Here is a 16,984-nt window from a genome sequence, read left to right as displayed (position 1 = left end):
CTTAAGTTTTACTCACTTAAAGTACGCTGCAGATTATTTAGAATCGAATAATTAGTTGCATCCATTTGAATTGGCGTAATGCTGACATAACCATTTGCAACAGCATAAAAGTCAGACTCAATATTATTTAAGCCATGTTTCTGTTCCGTTACAGACTCGCCAGAAAGTCCAATCCAAAACACTTGGCGTCCTCGAGGATCAACAAGACTGGTTACAGGTTTAGATTGGCTACGACGCCCCTGATAGGTAATTTTTGCACCTTTTAATTCGGGAACATCTGGAATATTAATATTTAAAATATGACGAGGTGGAACTTCAGGTAAACCACGTGCAATAAAATCATGAACCCATTGTGCTGCTTGCGCATAATCTTTCGCATCATTATATGAACGCACATTTGCGCCACAAAATGAAACAGCTAATGCAGGTTGAGCCATTAAACGCCCTTCAAATGCTGCACCAACAGTTCCTGAATATAAAACATCATCACCAAGATTTGCACCGCTATTAATACCGCTTACAACTAAATCGAACTCAAAATCGAATAAGCCATTCATCGACAAATAAACACAGTCTGCTGGCGTGCCATTTACTGCCCAAACATCTTGTGAAATTTGAATAGGACGTAATGGACGGTCTAACGTTAAAGCACTTGAAAAACCACTTCGTTCACTTTCAGGCGCAACAATTACAACTCGACCTAAAGGCTTCAATGCCTGTGCTAAAGCTTGTATACCTGGAGCAAAAACACCGTCATCATTTGAAATTAAAATATTCACGTAAATCTCTTGTAGATAAATTTATTGACCGATAAGTACAATTTATTGAAATATAATAAATATTATATATATTGTTGCTTTCAGTTCCACTCAAACATTGAGATTAAAATGCAAATTTTTAAAGCATTATGCTGTTCATTAGGATTAATACTATTTATAGCACCCAATATTTATGCAACAACTGATTTAGATACTGCTGAAAACAATAGCATTATTAAAGAAGATGTTGCATCTGCTCAAATTATGTTAGAGCTGTGCCCTGCGATTATTGGTCAAAATGCAACGTTTGATCAAAAAATGAAAAGCTTAATTTCAGAATATTTACGTGATTATTCAGATTCATCTATGACTTTAGATAAACTTCAATCTGATGCTGAATACAAAACATTAATTCAAGAAGCACGTTCTACTGCAAAAGAAACATCTCAAGCTGAAAATAAACTTGCTTGCGAAGAAGCTTTAAATATCGAATTATAAAATTCACAGGTTGTATGAAATATCATGCAACCTGTTTTTTATCTTTTAATTGTTAATTTTTTTGCAAAATCTTTGCACTTTCAACATCTTTTATACATTCAGCATCTTTTCATTTTTATAAAAATATACAATCATCATAAAGTTAAAACACTTACAAAAATTTTAGGCAAATATTCGTTATGAAATATCAAGTTTTAAAAACAGTTGGCGCAATTGCATTAAGCTTAACGTTAAGCCAAATTACAAATGCAAAGAAAGATGAAAATATTGAAGTTACTCCTATTCAAGATGTTACGCATCAAGAATTGGCTGCAATTTATGTTTTATCTGAAATTTGCCCTAACCAAGTTTCAGACCAAAAACAATTTGAAGCAGGTTATAAAAAGCTTGTGACTGAGTATTTACCTAAAGAAAAAGATCCTGTTGTAGCTTTAAATTTGCTTTCTAAACAGTCTAGTTTTAAGTCTATTTTAGATGAAGCAAAATCAGATGCTAAAAAAGCGGGCGATGCGAAAAACAAAGCAATTTGCGAAGATGTAGCGACTTATAACAATTAATTTATTTTAGTTACAATAGTTTTGACAATTAGCTGATTTTTCCCGTAGAAGTCGGCTTACATTTCACCTAGAATGCATAAACGTTGTGCTTATATCAGAATATTGGAAACACCTAAAAATGACCAGAAAAAGCGCCCTTGCTGCATTAATTTTATTACCTAGTTTTTCATATGCAGCGACAGTTTTAACGACGCCACCAGAACTCAATAATAAATCTTATGTTTTGATGGATTACGAGACAGGGCAAATCTTAGCTGCTAAAGGTGAAAATGAAAAATTAGCGCCTGCTTCAATGACAAAAATGATGACAAGTTTCATTATTGAACAGAAGTTATTGAAAGGTGAACTTACAGAAGACGAAAAAGTTCGTATGAACGAGTCTGCATGGTGTCGTGGTAGTAGCACAGAATCTTGTATGTACGTTCCGCTTAATGGTACGGCTACAGCTTTAGAAATGCTACGCGGCATTATTATTCAGTCTGGTAACGATGCTTCTAAAGCAATGGCTGAACATATTGCAGGTAATGAAGGCACTTTCGTTCACATGATGAATGAAGAAGCTAAAAAAATTGGCATGACAAATACGCAATTTATGAACTCTACAGGTATGCCTGCAGAAGGTCATTATTCAACTGCGAAAGACATGGCAACACTTGCAAAACACATTATTCATGACAGCTCTAAATACTATCCAATTTATTCTGAAAAAGAATTTACATTTAATGGTATTAAACAAGGCAACCGTAATGCTTTGCTTTACACAGACCCAAGTGTTGATGGTTTAAAAACTGGTCATACAAATGAAGCGGGTTACTGCTTAACGACTTCTGCTAAACGTGGTCCAATGCGTTTAATTTCTGTGATTTTTGGTGCGCCTTCTATGCAAGAACGTGCAACACAAACACGTGAATTGTTAGCTTGGGGTTATGCAAACTTTGAAACTGTAAAAGTTCAGTCTGCAAACCAAGTTTTGGCTAAGTCAAAAATTTGGTACGGTAAAGAAAGTGACGTACAAATTGGTTTAGCTGAAAACTTTAACGTGACTATGCCTAAAGGCAAAGCAAACGAAATTAAAACTCAACTTGTTGTACAACCAAAATTGACTGCACCACTTCAAAAAGGTCAAGTTGTTGGTAAATTTGTTGCAAGTTTAGATGGTAAAGTAATTGCAGAAAAACCGCTTGTAGCTTTACAAGCCGTTGAAGAAGCTGGTTTCTTCTCTCGCATGATCGATCATATTAAACAATTCTTTGCGAACTTATTCTAAGAATTTATCTTTGATAATTCCCTCTTAGACTTAAGATAAAGCATCTATATTTCGATATAGGTGCTTTTTTATTTATACTTCCCTTAATTCTAAAAAATTTGATTAATACCATGAGCCAAAACATTCGTCCTTATTTAGACACTGCCCCACAAATTGATAATTCTTGTTATATCGACCCAATGTCTGTTGTAGTGGGTGATGTTGTTTTAGCTGAAAATGTGTCTGTTTGGCCTTTTGCGGTAATTCGTGGCGATGTAAATTATATTCGTATTGGTAAAAATTCGAATGTTCAAGATCACTCAATGCTTCATGTGAGTCATAAAAAAGCCGATAAGCCTGAAGGTTCACCTTTAATTATTGGTGAAGATGTGACTGTTGGGCATCATGTAAAATTACATGGTTGTACCATTGGTAATCGTGTTCTTGTAGGTATTGGTACAATTATTTTAGATGACGTTGTTGTTGAAGATGATGTGATGATTGGCGCAGGCTCTCTTGTTCCACCAAATAAACGTTTGGAAAGTGGTTATTTGTATGTGGGAAGTCCTATTAAGCAAGTTCGCAAATTGACTGAAAAAGAACTCGCTTTTTTACCTTATTCTGCTCAGAACTATGTGAAAGTTTCAGGGAATTATAAATAATTCACTATTTGGATAAATATATTTTAACGTTAATAACGAGTAACAATTCATGAAATTAAAGTCAGCTTTATATGGCATACCATTCATTTTATTAACAACAATAAGCCATGCAGGTCCTTACCAACACAATCTTGAACAATGTTTAGACAACAATATATCTAAAAATGATAAATCACAATTAGCTAAATATATCTTTTTCTCGATAGCTGCTAATCCTGATTTTTCAAAATATGTCAATATACCCGCAAATGAGTTAATCAGTTCAGATAAGAAAATAGCTAAAATTTATGAACGAATTCTAATTAAAAATTGTAGTACAGAAATTCGTGATGTTATTAAAAATGAAGGGACTAACGCTTTAGAAAGTGCATTTGAATTTTTGGGTCGTACATCTATGGTAAATATAATGTCCAATGAAACTGTACAAAATAGAATGCTAGGACCAAGTCAACACATGAATGACAAAAAAATCTCAAAAACAATTAAAGAACAATACCCCCTCTCATCAAAACCTGATTAATATTTATTGGGCTTTTAATTTCAAATTAATCATTATATATTTCATAAATCACCACATACAAAGACATTTTATAGTTTTAAAGCACCCACATCTAAAACAATACGGTTCATGCTTTGAAAAAAATATTACTTTTACTCGCGAATGGCTTTGAATCTTATGAAGCTAGCGTATTTACAGATGTATTTGGTTGGAACTCATTTGAAGGCGATGGCTCTGTTCAGCTTGATTCTGTAGGACTACACCCTATTCTAGAATGTACTTGGGGCTATAAATGCATCCCACATTTCACATTAGACCAAATCAAATTAGAAGATTACGATGCTTTAGCCATACCAGGTGGGTTTGAAGAAACAGGCTTTTATATAGATGCATTCGATGAACGCTTTTTAGATGTGATTCGATACTTTAATAAAGAAAATAAGTTAATTTCTTCTATTTGCGTGGCAGCATTGAGCATTGCCAAAAGTGGTGTTCTCAATGGTCGCAATGCAACAACCTATAACTTCGAAGGAAGTTTCAGACGAAAACAACTACAAGATTTAGGTACAATTCTAAGCGATAAAAAAATTGTTCAAGACAGTAATATCATTACATCTTCTTCACCTGAAACAGCGCTAGATGTCGCATTTATGACCCTAGAACAACTCACCTCAACGGAAAATATGCTGAACATTAAAAAACGAATGGGTTTTAAAACAGTTTAGATCTTCTCTGCTGTTTCTAAACCATTTAAATATGCGCCATGCACCGTACCTGCATATTCCAAACTACAATGCTCGCCTGTAAAGAAAATACGATCTTCCACAGGCTCATTTAAAGTAGCAACCAAACTTTCACTATGCCCAATAGCAGGAAAACTAAATGAACCATAATTAAATTCATCCGCGCCCCAACGCGTAATGAATATTCGTTTCGGTTTAATTGGTAAATTTATCAAGCTCGTATTCAAATTTTTATAAATAAAATCCCACACTTCAACATCTGTCGTCTTATCTATAAATTCAGATTGAGCACCGCCAAACAACATTAAATAAATCGGTTTATTATAAATTTTGGATAAATCTAAAATATTAAACCAAGTACCATTTACCCAATAATAAAAACTATTCGAATCTGAATTGGCTTCTAAATTTAATGAATCTTCCAATTCAAAAAATACTTTATTAAATGAGCCAAAACCCATTTCAGAAATAGCATTTTGATGTTGCTTTGGAAGTTCAGGAACAAACTTTATTAAATCTTTTTTCAAAACACCTAAAGGTACGCTCACTACAACTTTAGAGGCTAAATATTCTGTATTGTGAGCATCAATAATTTTTACAGTGTTATTTTCTAGAATGATTTGACTAACTTTCACATTGGTTTTTATAGCAATGTCTTTGCATAATGCGTTTAAAATTTGCGAGTAACCTTGCGGAAAAATGACTTCATCTCCCTCAAAATAGCCTTCATATTTTTGAAACTGCGTAGAAAGCTGATTCAATTCTGTCGCAAAAGGATCATTGGCAAATTTTTCAAAATACGAATACAGCAATTCCTTTAATTGATTCGCTGAAAAGCTTAGGCTATTTGTTTCTAAATTATCTAATATTTCTATCAATGCATTTTGCGCAGAATCTTGCTTAGATTCTAAAAATAGCTTTTCAATGCATTGTATATATTCCACAAATTTTTGTTTTTCTTGTGCTGTAAATACTTGACCATTTTCATGAAAAAAATCTGAACCTATATAATTAAATATGGCAGTTTCAATTTCATTATTCTGAGCAATTTCCCAAATTGGATTGTTGTCAATGCCGTGAATCCAAGATGCGCCTAAATCGAAAGTTTCATCCTCATAATTTATGGAATGTAAACGTCCGCCAATTCGCTCTTTTGCTTCTAAAACAACAACATTTTTTCCTGCATTTTTTAATGCTTGAGCGCAAGCCAGCCCAGAAATTCCTGCGCCAATAATCACAACATCGTAACAATGACTTATATTTAAATTATTCAACATTTCGAATCAAACATATAAAACAGCTTTTAAATATAATTCTTCATTTAAATTTTCATGTTGCTTTTCAGTTAATTCATTTATTGACATCCAAATCAACTCAATCATTTTATTTAAGTTTTAGATAACAGCGCTTAAAAAGCCTTTTATCTGCAATTATTATGATGTTCTTCGAATTTTGATGAATGTTGCCAATCTTCATAGCCACAAACTCCAAAATTTTATACAATAGATCATCCTTTGCTTTGGTGTTTTTTAATGAACGCTTGGACAGCTCACGTGACTGTTGCTACCGTTATAGAAAAAAACGGAAAATTTCTGTTTGTTGAAGAACATACAGAAGGCGTAACACACACTGTATTTAATCAGCCTGCGGGTCATGTTGAATGCAACGAAACGCTTATTCAAGCCGCTATTCGAGAAACCCTAGAAGAAACTGGGCATGATGTGGAAATTGAATCATTGCTCGGTATTTATAGCTATACGCCACCTATGTTTCCAGACCGTACCTATTACCGTTTTTGCTTTTTAGCTAAAGATCTTTATCATCATGAAAATGCTGAATTAGATACAGGTATTATCGGTGCTGTTTGGATGTCATTAGATGAGCTAAAAGAATCTGCACGTGCGCGTAGTCCCTTAGTGACTAAAGCCGTTGAAGATGCTTTAAAAGGTCAAAAATATCCTTTATCGCTCATTTACGAGCACCAAAATTCTCCCCTATTTACAAATATGGATGCCTAATCCTATGCAACAACGTGTCATCGTCGGTATGTCTGGTGGTGTAGATTCTTCTGTTTCTGCTGCACTACTTCTTCAACAAGGTTACCAAGTTGAAGGACTTTTCATGAAAAACTGGGAGGAAGATGACGGCACGGAATACTGTACGGCAATGGAAGATTTAGCCGATGCACAAGCCGTTTGCGATAAAATTGGTATTAAATTGCATACCGCAAACTTTGCTATGGAATATTGGGATCGTGTATTCGAGCATTTTTTAGCAGAATATGCGGCAGGTCGTACACCAAACCCAGATATTTTATGCAATAAAGAAATTAAATTCCGCGCATTTTTAGATCATGCTATTAATCTTGGCGCAGACTTTATTGCAACAGGTCATTATTGCCGTCGTGGTGAAACTTTAAAAAATTCACGTGGCGAAGAATACGCTCCTCTCCTTCGTGGTTTTGACCAAAATAAAGATCAAACTTATTTCTTACATGCTGTTCATGGTCGTGAAATTAACAAGACTTTATTCCCTGTTGGTGAAATTGAAAAACCTGAAGTTCGTCGTATTGCAGAAGAACTTGGTTTAGCTACAGCAAAGAAAAAAGACTCTACAGGTATTTGTTTTATTGGAGAACGTCGCTTTAATGACTTCTTGAAACAATACTTACCCGCTCAAGCAGGAAAAATTGTACTTGATGATGGTAAAGAGGTTGGTGAACATCACGGCTTAATGTACTATACGCTCGGTCAGCGTGGCGGTATTGGCTTAGGCGGCTTAAAAGGTGCTGCTGAAGGTGCATGGTTTGTTTTATACAAAGACATCGAAAATAACCGCCTTGTAATTGGTCAAGGTCATGAACATCCGCTTATGCAAAGTTCTATTCTTTGGAGCGAGGAAATTGACTGGGTTGCAGGTGAACAGGACATTCCTGAATCAGGATTCCGTTGTACTGCTAAAACGCGTTATCGCCAACCCGACCAAGACTGTGTTTTATTCAAAGATCCAACAATGCCAAATGGTGTTCGTGTGGAATTTGATGAACCTCAGCGTGCTGTAACCCCAGGACAAAGTGTAGTGTTCTACGCAGATGAAGTTTGTTTAGGTGGCGGTGTGATTCATCATACTAATGCCCCGAAACCTGATTTTATTTAAAGGAATATTTGGCATGACAGAGTTACCGTTTCAACCGCTTCAAACTCTGAATGTACGTCAAAATAGAGCTTTGGCGTTGGCTGCTGTTTTTCAATCGGCACAGCTTACGCACATGACTGCACTATCTGGACGACAGAGCACAGGCGAAAACGGTAACTTTTATCTAGAACAGTTAATTAAAGCCAGTTTAAATATTCGACCACAAGCCAAGCCTTGTTCGCAAACTTTAGATTATTTTAATCAACTTGCCGATATTTCATTAGGATTAAAAACCTTAGAAAGTAGTATTACCCAACCTTTTAATCCTTCTCCAAAGTCTAAACTTCCAAAATTTTCACAAACAAAACTACCAATGTCTTATGCAATGGCACTTCTTCATTTAGAAAAGAAGGTTTATAGCAATCCTAAATTTGTAGAAATTATTGAAAAATCACAACAAAAAATCTTGCAGCAACTTTCTTTTTTCGACAATAACTATTTACACCCAAGCATTCTTGCCAATTTAGCCCAAACCTATGTAGATACAGCAGGACAAATTAATCCACGTATTATGGTGAAAGGCAATGCAGAAGCTTTTAAAGACAGTTCGCATACCAATCGTATTCGCGCATCGCTATTTACAGGCTTACAAATGGCGCATTTATGGCGCCAGTCTGGTGGAAGTTCATGGAGCATGATCTTCACCAAACGTAAGTTACTTAAAGATATTCAAGATCTGGCTCGATTACAGTTTCAGGTGGTTTAACTGATGCACATCGAGTTTTTGTTTTTTCGTTTAGTTCCAAAGTTTAAGGAATCGCTATGAACGCTTTAACCGCACTTTCTCCATTAGATGGACGCTACGCTAGCAAATGTGATGCTTTGCGCCCTTTCCTCTCTGAGTTTGGTTTAATCCATGCTCGTGTGACTGTTGAAGTACGCTGGTTACAAGCACTTGCAAACCGTCCTGAAATTACTGAAATTCCTGCTTTTAGCGCAGAAACAAATGCTGCTCTTGATGCAATTGTTGCGAACTTCTCAGAAGACAATGCAAACCGTATTAAAGAAATTGAACGTACAACAAACCACGACGTTAAAGCGGTTGAATACTTCCTTAAAGAACAAATTGCAAATATCGCAGAATTGAAAGATGCAGGTGAATTCATTCACTTTGCATGTACTTCTGAAGACATTAACAACTTGTCTCATGCATTAATGCTTAAAAATGGTCGTGACGTTTTAGTTACAGCTATGCAGCAAATCATTGATTCAATTGTTGCGCTTTCTGTAACTCATGCAGAACAACCTATGTTGTCTCGTACACATGGTCAAACTGCAAGCCCAACAACTTTGGGTAAAGAAATGGCGAACGTGGCTTACCGCCTTGCACGTCAAATCAAACAATTCAAACAAGTTGAATTATTGGGTAAAATTAACGGTGCTGTAGGTAACTACAACGCGCATTACTCTGCTTACCCAGAAATTAACTGGCCTGCTCATTCTCAAGCATTTGTTGAGTCTTTAGGTTTAGCATTCAACCCGTACACAACTCAAATTGAACCACATGACTACATGGCGGAACTTTTTGATGCATTACGTCGTTTCAACACAATCTTAATCGACTTTAACCGTGACGTTTGGGGTTACATCTCACTTGGTTTCTTCAAACAACGTTTGAAAGAAGGCGAAGTTGGTTCTTCAACTATGCCACATAAAGTAAACCCAATTGATTTCGAAAACTCTGAAGGTAACTTAGGTATTGCAAATGCAGTGCTTGGTCACTTAGGTGAAAAACTTCCTGTATCTCGCTGGCAGCGTGACTTAACTGACTCTACTGTTCTTCGTAACATGGGTGTTGGTTTCGCGCAAAGCTTAATTGCTTTTGAAGCTTGCTCTAAAGGTATTAGCAAACTTGAATTGAATGCTGACCGTATTCTTGAAGATTTAGACAATGCTCAAGAAGTTCTTGCAGAGCCTATTCAAACAGTTATGCGCCGTTATGCAGTTGAAAAACCTTACGAAAAATTAAAAGCCCTTACTCGTGGTCAAGCAATGACACGTGAAATGATGGTTGATTTCGTAAATGGTAACGAACTTTCAGCTGTTCCTGCTGAAGATCGTGCGCGCTTAGCTGAAATGACACCTGCAACTTACACAGGTAATGCAGCAGAACAAGCAAAACAAGTTGCTGACTTGATTTCTAAAATCTAATTCGTTAAGTTTTTCACTACATCTTTTGTCTCCCTTTGGGAGAAATACAAAGAGGGTGTAAATTTGAAAAACTTACAATAAAAAAGCGAAGCTTAGGCTTCGCTTTTTTATTTCCGCAACGTTTTAATTCCCTCTCCTTTTAGGAGAGGGTTAGGGAGAGGTATCCCCTCATCCCAACCTTCTCCCAAAGGGAGAAGGAGTTTTTAGAATAAACCTTTATCTTCAGGACAATACTTCGCCCAATCATCTTTCATTCGTTGCAACTCACAACCCGTGAGAACATCGCTATAGTAAATATAATAAGTAGCGTTAGGATATTGAATTTCATGACGGAACATCATGCCACGTAAAGAAATTGAGAGTTCTTCTGGGAAATCATCATCTAAATAAAGTTCTTCAAACTCATAATTAAAATAGCAATTTTGCGTTGCTACAAATGCTTCTGTGACAGCCATCTTTCTGCTCTAACAATGAAATATGCTTTATTTTATCTGATTAGAACTCGTAATAGTTTGCATTTCAGCGAGGTCAATCCATCGAATTACTTTAGATTCGCTTACATCTTTATTTTTCAATCGATCATAAAATTCAAAACAGACCCGCTCACCTTTTTGTTTCCGCATCAAATCATCATTAAATTTAAGATGCTTGTTATATTTTGATCCATCAAATTGGATTGCAATCCGTTCAAAATAATCATGTCTAACTGCATAAGTTTTATAAAAACTAACGGTGCCGCATGCTTTAGATATGACAGGTGGATGATCTTCTTTTAGCACAGTCGCCAAAACAAAAATTAAACATCCTGGAATAAAAGCCAAAAAGAATATGATTTTCTTTCGTTCTGGAACAATAATCTTTGCTTCAGCATATAACACACTTAGCATTGGACACAGCACAATTACTAGAAAACCTAAAAATAGCAAGGCTCTAGACTAGCAGAATAGATATGTTAGTCTAGAATCATGATAGAAAACAGTAAATTAAGTCACTATAAGATTAAAAAAATTATTCAGTGCTTTTGCATTGATATTCCTGCTTCTAAAACAGCCTTATTGCTTAACTTGAACCGTAATACCATCAACTATTGGTACATGCTTTTTAGAGAAGCAATCTACGATCATCAAACAGATTTAAGAGCAAAGTTTGTAGGTTCTATTGAAGTTGATGAGAGCTATTTTGGAGCAAAAAGACAACGTGGTTTTCATGGGAAATTGAAGCGAGGTCGAGGTACTTTAAAACAACCTGTATTTGGAATATTTGAAAGGAATGGTCGAGTTTATACAGAAATAGTCCCTGATTGTAAAAAGACTACATTACAACAAGTTATCTTAGGTAAAGTTGCACTTGAAAGTGTAATTTATAGTGATGGTTGGCGTGGATACAATGGTTTGGTAGATGTTGGTTACTCAAAGCATTTTAGAGTAAATCATGGAGCGAATGAATTTGCCAGAGGACAATGTCATATAAATGGAATAGAATCATTCTGGAGCTTTTGTAAAAGAAGGCTAGCAAAGTTCAACGGTATATCAAAAGAGTATTTTGATTATCATCTTAAAGAAACAGAATGGCGTTGGATGAGGGAGCCTAATGAGCTAGCAACAGAGTTGTGGGACCTCATTAGGTAAAACTAAGTGCAAATCTGCTAGTCTAGAGCCATAGCAAAAACGTAGGCATTATTATTTATATTGAATAAAATCAATATCTTTATAGCATAACTATATAATTTTACCCATAAAAAAAAGCCCACCGAAGTGAGCTTTTCAAATATTTAAACTAAACTAGTCTTAAAGCTTAGGATCACGCATTTGTACTAAACTTGAATTTGCTTTAGTTAAAGTTTCCATCACTTTATTTAAGACTGTAGGTACAAGTGAGTCTGCAACTTGTGCTGCTTGCAAACCAAGTTTTTCACCAAATGTTGGCTTTTTACGTGTTTCTACCAAATAAATATCGTGTTTAGGCAACAATCCTAAAATGTATTCATCTGACGTTTTTAAAGCATCTACTAAGTTCAAATCTAAAGCATCTTGACCATACCAATGCTCGCCTGTTGCAACTTTTTCAACATTTAATTGCGGACGGTACTTTTCAACAAAATGCTTAAATAAGTTATGTGTTTGCTGTAACTCTTCTTCAAACTTGGCTTTACCCTCTTCGGTATTTTCACCAAACATGGTCACTGTACGCTTAAATTGACCTGCCGTATAAAGCTCAAAATCAATTTTATTGTCTTTCAGCAAACGGTTAAAGTTAGGCACTTGTGCAACTACACCAATTGAACCCACCACAGCAAATGGCGCAGATACAATTTCAGATGCAATACATGCCATCATATAACCGCCACTTGCAGCGACTTTATCTACACAAATAGTGAGTTTAAAACCTGCATCACGTAAACGAACCAATTGCGCAGCAGCAAGTCCATAACCATGAACCATACCACCTGGGCTTTCCAAACGTAAAACCACACGATCTCGCCCTGCTTTTGCAGTTGCTAAAACCAGTGTAATTTCTTCACGTAATTGTTCTACCGCAGATGCTGCTGTATCACCTTTAAAGTCGAGTACATAAATTTTTTCATTGGTTTTTTTACGTACGCGCGATTCTTTTACAAGCTGTTGAGTCAATTGTAAAAGTTCAAATTTAGATGCCGTGGTTTGAGCTATTTTTTTTCGTTGTTCATTTACGCGAGCATTTAAATGATGCACACGAATTTCAGCAGGAAGTTTAGTTGCGTGAAATAACATATAATTAAGCTCATCTAATACATATTTATGATTTATAAGATGTGGGCTTTGTAACAAAAAATCAATGCCTATTTGAAAATAATTCTCATTGAATAATTAAACAAAAAAAGAGCCAATTTGGCTCTTTTAATTTTTTACTTTACGAATAACACAATATTAACCAAAACGACCTGTAATATAGGCTTCAGTTAATTGATGATCTGGCTGAGTAAATACTTTTTCAGTCGCATTCACTTCAATTAAATCACCTAAGTGGAAGTAAGCTGTACGATCAGAAACACGCGCTGCTTGTTGCATTGAGTGCGTTACAATCGCAATTGTATATTGCGTAGAAAGTTCAGAAATTAATTCTTCAACTTTTGCAGTTGCAATTGGATCCAGCGCAGAACACGGTTCATCCATTAGAATCACTTCTGGTGAAACTGCAATTGTACGTGCAATACATAAACGCTGCTGCTGACCACCAGACAAACCTGTACCCGGCTGACTTAAACGGTCTTTCACTTCATCCCACAAGCCTGCTTTACGTAAACTATTTTCTACAATTTCTTCTAAATCGTATTTATCACGTGCTAAGCCATGTAATTTTGGTCCATAAGCAACGTTATCAAAAATAGACTTTGGAAATGGGTTTGGCTTTTGGAATACCATACCAACTTGCGCACGAAGCAACACCACATCTAGGTTAGGATCGTAGATATCTTGATTATCTAGTAAAACCTTACCTGTTACACGACAAGAATCAATCGTGTCATTCATGCGGTTTAAAGTACGTAGAAATGTAGATTTACCACAACCAGATGGTCCAATAAATGCAATCACTTCATTTTCGTAAATATTAAGGTCAATTCCTTTAATCGCCTCAGACTCACCATAATAAACATGTACGTCTGAAGTGCTCAGTTTAACATTAGAAGACTTTGGCTCTTTTTTTGCCGAAGCTTGCGTATCAAACTGAGATACAAAAGAAGTTGTAGGTTTTTGATCTACATTTGGAGATGTAAATTGCGTATGTTCTGAGTTCACTGATTTATCCTGTTCTAAGGAATTTGTTTTTGTAGCTGTTACTGTATTCATAATCATGCCCTGAATTACCAACGAACTTCAAATTTTTTACGTAACCAAATAGCAAGGCTGTTTAAGCTAATCATTAATGCTAAAAGTACGATAATTGCTGCTGCCGTTCGTCCTTCGAAGAAGTTACGAAGTTCATTACCTTGCCATAAGAAAATTTGCACAGGTAATGCTGTAGATTGATCTAATGGTGATACTGGTACACTTGCTACGAAAGCACTCATACCAATTAACAATAGTGGTGCTGTTTCACCTAATGCTTGCGCTACACCAATAATTGCACCTGTTAAAATACCTGGTAAAGCCAAAGGCAATACATGATGGAATACGGTTTGTAAATTTGATGCACCTAAACCTAATGCCGCTTGGCGAATAGATGGTGGTACTGCTTTTAATGATGCACGTGTGGTAATGATTACTGTTGGTAAAGTCATTAAACTCAATACCAAACCACCCACTACAGGTGCAGATAATGGCATATGCATCCATCCAATAAAGATGGCAGCACCAAGCAAACCAAATACAATTGATGGAACCGCAGCCAAGTTATTAATATTTACTTCAATTACATCTGTAATCCAGTTTTTAGGTGCGAACTCTTCCAAATAAATTGCAGATGCAACACCAATTGGAATTGAGATCAGAATCACGATGAACATCATGAATAATGAACCCATAAATGCACCCGCCAAACCTGAAGTTGCAGGTGAACTACGCGAGTCAGGACTAAAGAAAATATTCATGTTAAATGTATTTTCAATAATACCTTGTGCTTTTAAATCATCTGCTAATTGACGTACTTCTGGGCTAAGCTGCTGCTGTTCATCTGGTAAAGAACGGTCAATATTACCTGCCAACCAAACATCAATATTTGCATCTGCAAGTATTTTAACTTCTTGCTTTTGACCAATAATGCTTGGATTTTCAAGTACCATATCTCTTAAACGATATGACTCAGAACTTGTATACAGTGAAGAAATGTCATCACGCTTAGATTCTAATTTAGGATCTTCTGAAATAATACCATTTACCAACAACAGATCCCAATCAGCCATACCCAGTTGAGTTTGCCATTCAATCAAACGTTCTTGATATTTTGCAGGCTCTTCATTGCTGTGTGGCTTAGGTTTCGCTCCAACATTAATCACTGCAGGATCGAAATAAACAGGAACTGTTAAGCTGCTTTGCCAAAAAGATGGTAAGCCTTTCGCAAGAATACTGCCGAATAAAAGTACGACAAAAAACAAACCTGTAACTACAGCGGAAAAACCTAAAACACGAAATGTCTTTTCTTTACGGTGACGCTTAGATAAAGAACCCGCAATCGTATTTTTACGCTCTTCTCTGAGTTCAGCAGCAGTTTTAGCATCTGCTGAACTTAATGTATTTGTATTCGTATTACTCATTAGTCGTATTGCTCGCGATATTTACGCACGATGTAAAGTGCAACAATGTTTAAACCCAAGGTAATGACAAATAATGTTAAACCTAAAGCAAAGGCTACCAATGCTTGTGGGCTTGCAAAATCTGTATCTCCCGTTAATTGATTCACAATAGTAATCGTAACTGTAGAAACAGCTTCTAGCGGATTAATATGAAGTAATGGGCTATTTCCTGCTGCTAAAACCACAATCATGGTTTCACCAATCGCACGAGATGCAGCAAGTAAAAATGCGCCAATAATTCCAGGTAATGCAGCTGGTAAAACCACCTGACGAATCGTTTCAGATTTTGTTGCACCTAAGCCCAATGAACCATCACGAAGTGATCTTGGAACTTGGGTAATAATGTCGTCTGAAAGTGATGATACAAAAGGAATAATCATAATCCCCATCACAAAACCTGCGGTTAAAGCACTTGTTGCATTAATATCTAGTCCAATATATGCACCCGCTTGTTTTGCAAAAGGTCCAATAATCATTAAGGCAAAAACACCGTAAACAATTGTTGGAATACCCGCTAAAACTTCAATTGCAGGCTTTGCCCAAGAACGGAATCCTGAAGATGCATATTCAGCTAAATAAATTGCAATCATTAAACCAACAGGTACAGCAACCAATAGTGCAATACCACTAACCATGAGGGTACCCCATAGCAATGGAAGTAAACCATAACTGCCTTCTGCATTTCCTGATGTACTAAAACCAGGATTCCATTCTGTACCAAAGAAAAAGTCGAATGGATTTACAAAATTGAAAAATCTTAAAGCTTCACTAAACATTGACATAACAATGCCGATGGTCGTTAAAATTGCAACGCCAGAGCATAATGCCAAAGAAATATTCATGATTTTTTCGACTTGGTTTCGAGCCCGGAATTGTTCAGAAATTCTCTTTTTCGCTAAAACCAAACCAATTAATGCAGCACACACAACAAGTGCCATTTTGGCAAAAGTCGCAATGCTTTGAAATTTTGCTAATTGTTCTGCCGCTGCTACTTCATAAGCTGCAGGAATATCACTCACCCCAAAACCTGAAGCAATTGATTGCACACGATCTACCAAAACACCTGTCGTTGCAGGATCTAGACTTGCTGAAACAGTTGCAGGCACATTATTGAGTACAACATGCGTTAAAATGCTTGGTTCAACAATATTCCAAACCAATAAAATCAAGAATGCAGGAATACCACACCACAAAGCGACCAATGCACCATAGTAGCCTGGGCGCGAATGTAATTTCGCAGAGTTATTTCCCTTACCTGCTAGTGTGCGGCTTTTGGTTAACCCAATTTGATAAGCCATAGCAATAAGTACTAATAGCACACCAATAAGTAGCAGATTCATGTATTTTCCACCAATTTCCAACTATTTTTGAATATTGTGACAACGTAAAAAAGCTGATGATTAGTG

Annotated in this window: 19 protein-coding genes; 11 read left to right on the top strand and 8 right to left on the bottom strand. The window is 36.1% G+C overall.

The genetic code is table 11. The features are described 5' to 3' along the window. Nucleotides 1–8 precede the first annotated feature (8 nt). Nucleotides 9–779, bottom strand: coding sequence for a 5'/3'-nucleotidase SurE (surE, locus tag MZO21_RS05175; protein WP_248101850.1), 771 nt, complete (start codon nt 777–779; stop codon nt 9–11). Between the two features lie 108 nt (nt 780–887). On the opposite strand from surE, the gene MZO21_RS05170 reads away from it, so the two are divergent. The 6 genes from MZO21_RS05170 to MZO21_RS05145 all read left to right on the top strand — a co-directional run bounded on the left by MZO21_RS05170 (nt 888) and on the right by MZO21_RS05145 (nt 4,945). Further along, nucleotides 888–1,256: an MCR_0457 family protein gene (locus MZO21_RS05170; protein ID WP_248101853.1), complete on the top strand. Its 369-nt coding sequence runs from the start codon at nt 888–890 to the stop codon at nt 1,254–1,256. 179 nt (nt 1,257–1,435) lie between these two features. Continuing rightward, nucleotides 1,436–1,813, top strand: coding sequence for an MCR_0457 family protein (locus tag MZO21_RS05165; RefSeq protein ID WP_248101856.1), 378 nt, complete (start codon nt 1,436–1,438; stop codon nt 1,811–1,813). A gap of 118 nt (nt 1,814–1,931) precedes the next feature. Next, on the top strand, nt 1,932–3,080 hold the full coding sequence (gene dacC / locus MZO21_RS05160; protein WP_248101858.1) for a D-alanyl-D-alanine carboxypeptidase family protein: 1,149 nt from the start codon (nt 1,932–1,934) through the stop codon (nt 3,078–3,080). A gap of 110 nt (nt 3,081–3,190) precedes the next feature. Further along, entirely contained in the window at nt 3,191–3,721 is a 531-nt protein-coding gene (locus tag MZO21_RS05155; RefSeq protein WP_154773199.1) for a gamma carbonic anhydrase family protein, read from the top strand. A gap of 49 nt (nt 3,722–3,770) precedes the next feature. Then, the gene (locus MZO21_RS05150) at nt 3,771–4,241 is read left to right on the top strand and encodes a hypothetical protein (RefSeq protein ID WP_154773198.1); all 471 of its coding nucleotides are present in this window, start codon (nt 3,771–3,773) and stop codon (nt 4,239–4,241) included. A gap of 113 nt (nt 4,242–4,354) precedes the next feature. Then, the gene (locus MZO21_RS05145) at nt 4,355–4,945 is read left to right on the top strand and encodes a DJ-1/PfpI family protein (RefSeq protein ID WP_248101861.1); all 591 of its coding nucleotides are present in this window, start codon (nt 4,355–4,357) and stop codon (nt 4,943–4,945) included. Here MZO21_RS05145 and MZO21_RS05140 read toward each other — a convergent pair. Further along, nucleotides 4,942–6,240, bottom strand: a complete 1,299-nt coding sequence (locus tag MZO21_RS05140) for a flavin monoamine oxidase family protein (protein WP_248101864.1) — start codon at nt 6,238–6,240, stop codon at nt 4,942–4,944. The genes MZO21_RS05145 and MZO21_RS05140 overlap by 4 nt on opposite strands. A 255-nt stretch (nt 6,241–6,495) precedes the next feature. On the opposite strand from MZO21_RS05140, the gene MZO21_RS05135 reads away from it, so the two are divergent. The 4 genes from MZO21_RS05135 to purB are packed head-to-tail and all read left to right on the top strand — an operon-like array spanning nt 6,496 to nt 10,309. Beyond that, nucleotides 6,496–6,981 (top strand): NUDIX hydrolase, encoded by a 486-nt coding sequence (locus MZO21_RS05135; protein ID WP_154773571.1) that lies wholly within the window; start codon nt 6,496–6,498, stop codon nt 6,979–6,981. 4 nt (nt 6,982–6,985) lie between these two features. Beyond that, nucleotides 6,986–8,119, top strand: a complete 1,134-nt coding sequence (mnmA, locus tag MZO21_RS05130; protein WP_154773570.1) for a tRNA 2-thiouridine(34) synthase MnmA — start codon at nt 6,986–6,988, stop codon at nt 8,117–8,119. A gap of 13 nt (nt 8,120–8,132) precedes the next feature. Next, the gene (gene hflD, locus MZO21_RS05125) at nt 8,133–8,864 is read left to right on the top strand and encodes a high frequency lysogenization protein HflD (RefSeq protein WP_248101868.1); all 732 of its coding nucleotides are present in this window, start codon (nt 8,133–8,135) and stop codon (nt 8,862–8,864) included. Nucleotides 8,865–8,920: 56 nt separating this feature from the next. Then, a complete protein-coding gene (purB, locus tag MZO21_RS05120) occupies nt 8,921–10,309 on the top strand; it encodes an adenylosuccinate lyase (RefSeq protein ID WP_248101871.1) in 1,389 nt (462 codons plus the stop codon). 203 nt (nt 10,310–10,512) lie between these two features. Here the strand turns inward: purB and MZO21_RS05115 are convergent, their stop codons facing one another. Then, nucleotides 10,513–10,764, bottom strand: a complete 252-nt coding sequence (locus tag MZO21_RS05115; RefSeq protein WP_248101874.1) for a hypothetical protein — start codon at nt 10,762–10,764, stop codon at nt 10,513–10,515. Nucleotides 10,765–10,791: 27 nt separating this feature from the next. Beyond that, a complete protein-coding gene (locus MZO21_RS05110) occupies nt 10,792–11,196 on the bottom strand; it encodes a hypothetical protein (protein WP_248101877.1) in 405 nt (134 codons plus the stop codon). Nucleotides 11,197–11,274: 78 nt separating this feature from the next. Here MZO21_RS05110 and MZO21_RS05105 point away from each other — a divergent pair, with 78 nt between their 5' ends. Next, nucleotides 11,275–11,937 (top strand): IS1595 family transposase, encoded by a 663-nt coding sequence (locus MZO21_RS05105; RefSeq protein ID WP_152875444.1) that lies wholly within the window; start codon nt 11,275–11,277, stop codon nt 11,935–11,937. A 159-nt stretch (nt 11,938–12,096) separates the two neighbouring features. On the opposite strand, the gene sohB is transcribed toward MZO21_RS05105, so the two are convergent. The 4 genes from sohB to pstC all read right to left on the bottom strand — a co-directional run bounded on the left by sohB (nt 12,097) and on the right by pstC (nt 16,918). Continuing rightward, nucleotides 12,097–13,059, bottom strand: a complete 963-nt coding sequence (sohB, locus tag MZO21_RS05100; protein ID WP_248103936.1) for a protease SohB — start codon at nt 13,057–13,059, stop codon at nt 12,097–12,099. Nucleotides 13,060–13,215: 156 nt separating this feature from the next. Then, entirely contained in the window at nt 13,216–14,136 is a 921-nt protein-coding gene (gene pstB / locus MZO21_RS05095; RefSeq protein WP_154773564.1) for a phosphate ABC transporter ATP-binding protein PstB, read from the bottom strand. Nucleotides 14,137–14,150: 14 nt separating this feature from the next. Further along, the gene (gene pstA / locus MZO21_RS05090) at nt 14,151–15,539 is read right to left on the bottom strand and encodes a phosphate ABC transporter permease PstA (RefSeq protein WP_248103934.1); all 1,389 of its coding nucleotides are present in this window, start codon (nt 15,537–15,539) and stop codon (nt 14,151–14,153) included. Next, nucleotides 15,539–16,918 carry a phosphate ABC transporter permease subunit PstC gene (gene pstC / locus MZO21_RS05085; protein ID WP_248103932.1) on the bottom strand — a complete coding sequence of 460 codons (1,380 nt, stop codon included), beginning with the start codon at nt 16,916–16,918 and terminating at the stop codon, nt 15,539–15,541. The genes pstA and pstC overlap by 1 nt, the downstream gene beginning before the upstream one ends. Nucleotides 16,919–16,984: the final 66 nt, after the last annotated feature.

The organism is Acinetobacter portensis, assembly GCF_023158935.1.
Taxonomy (GTDB): domain Bacteria; phylum Pseudomonadota; class Gammaproteobacteria; order Pseudomonadales; family Moraxellaceae; genus Acinetobacter; species Acinetobacter faecalis.
This window is presented reverse-complemented; position numbering and strand designations above follow the sequence as displayed.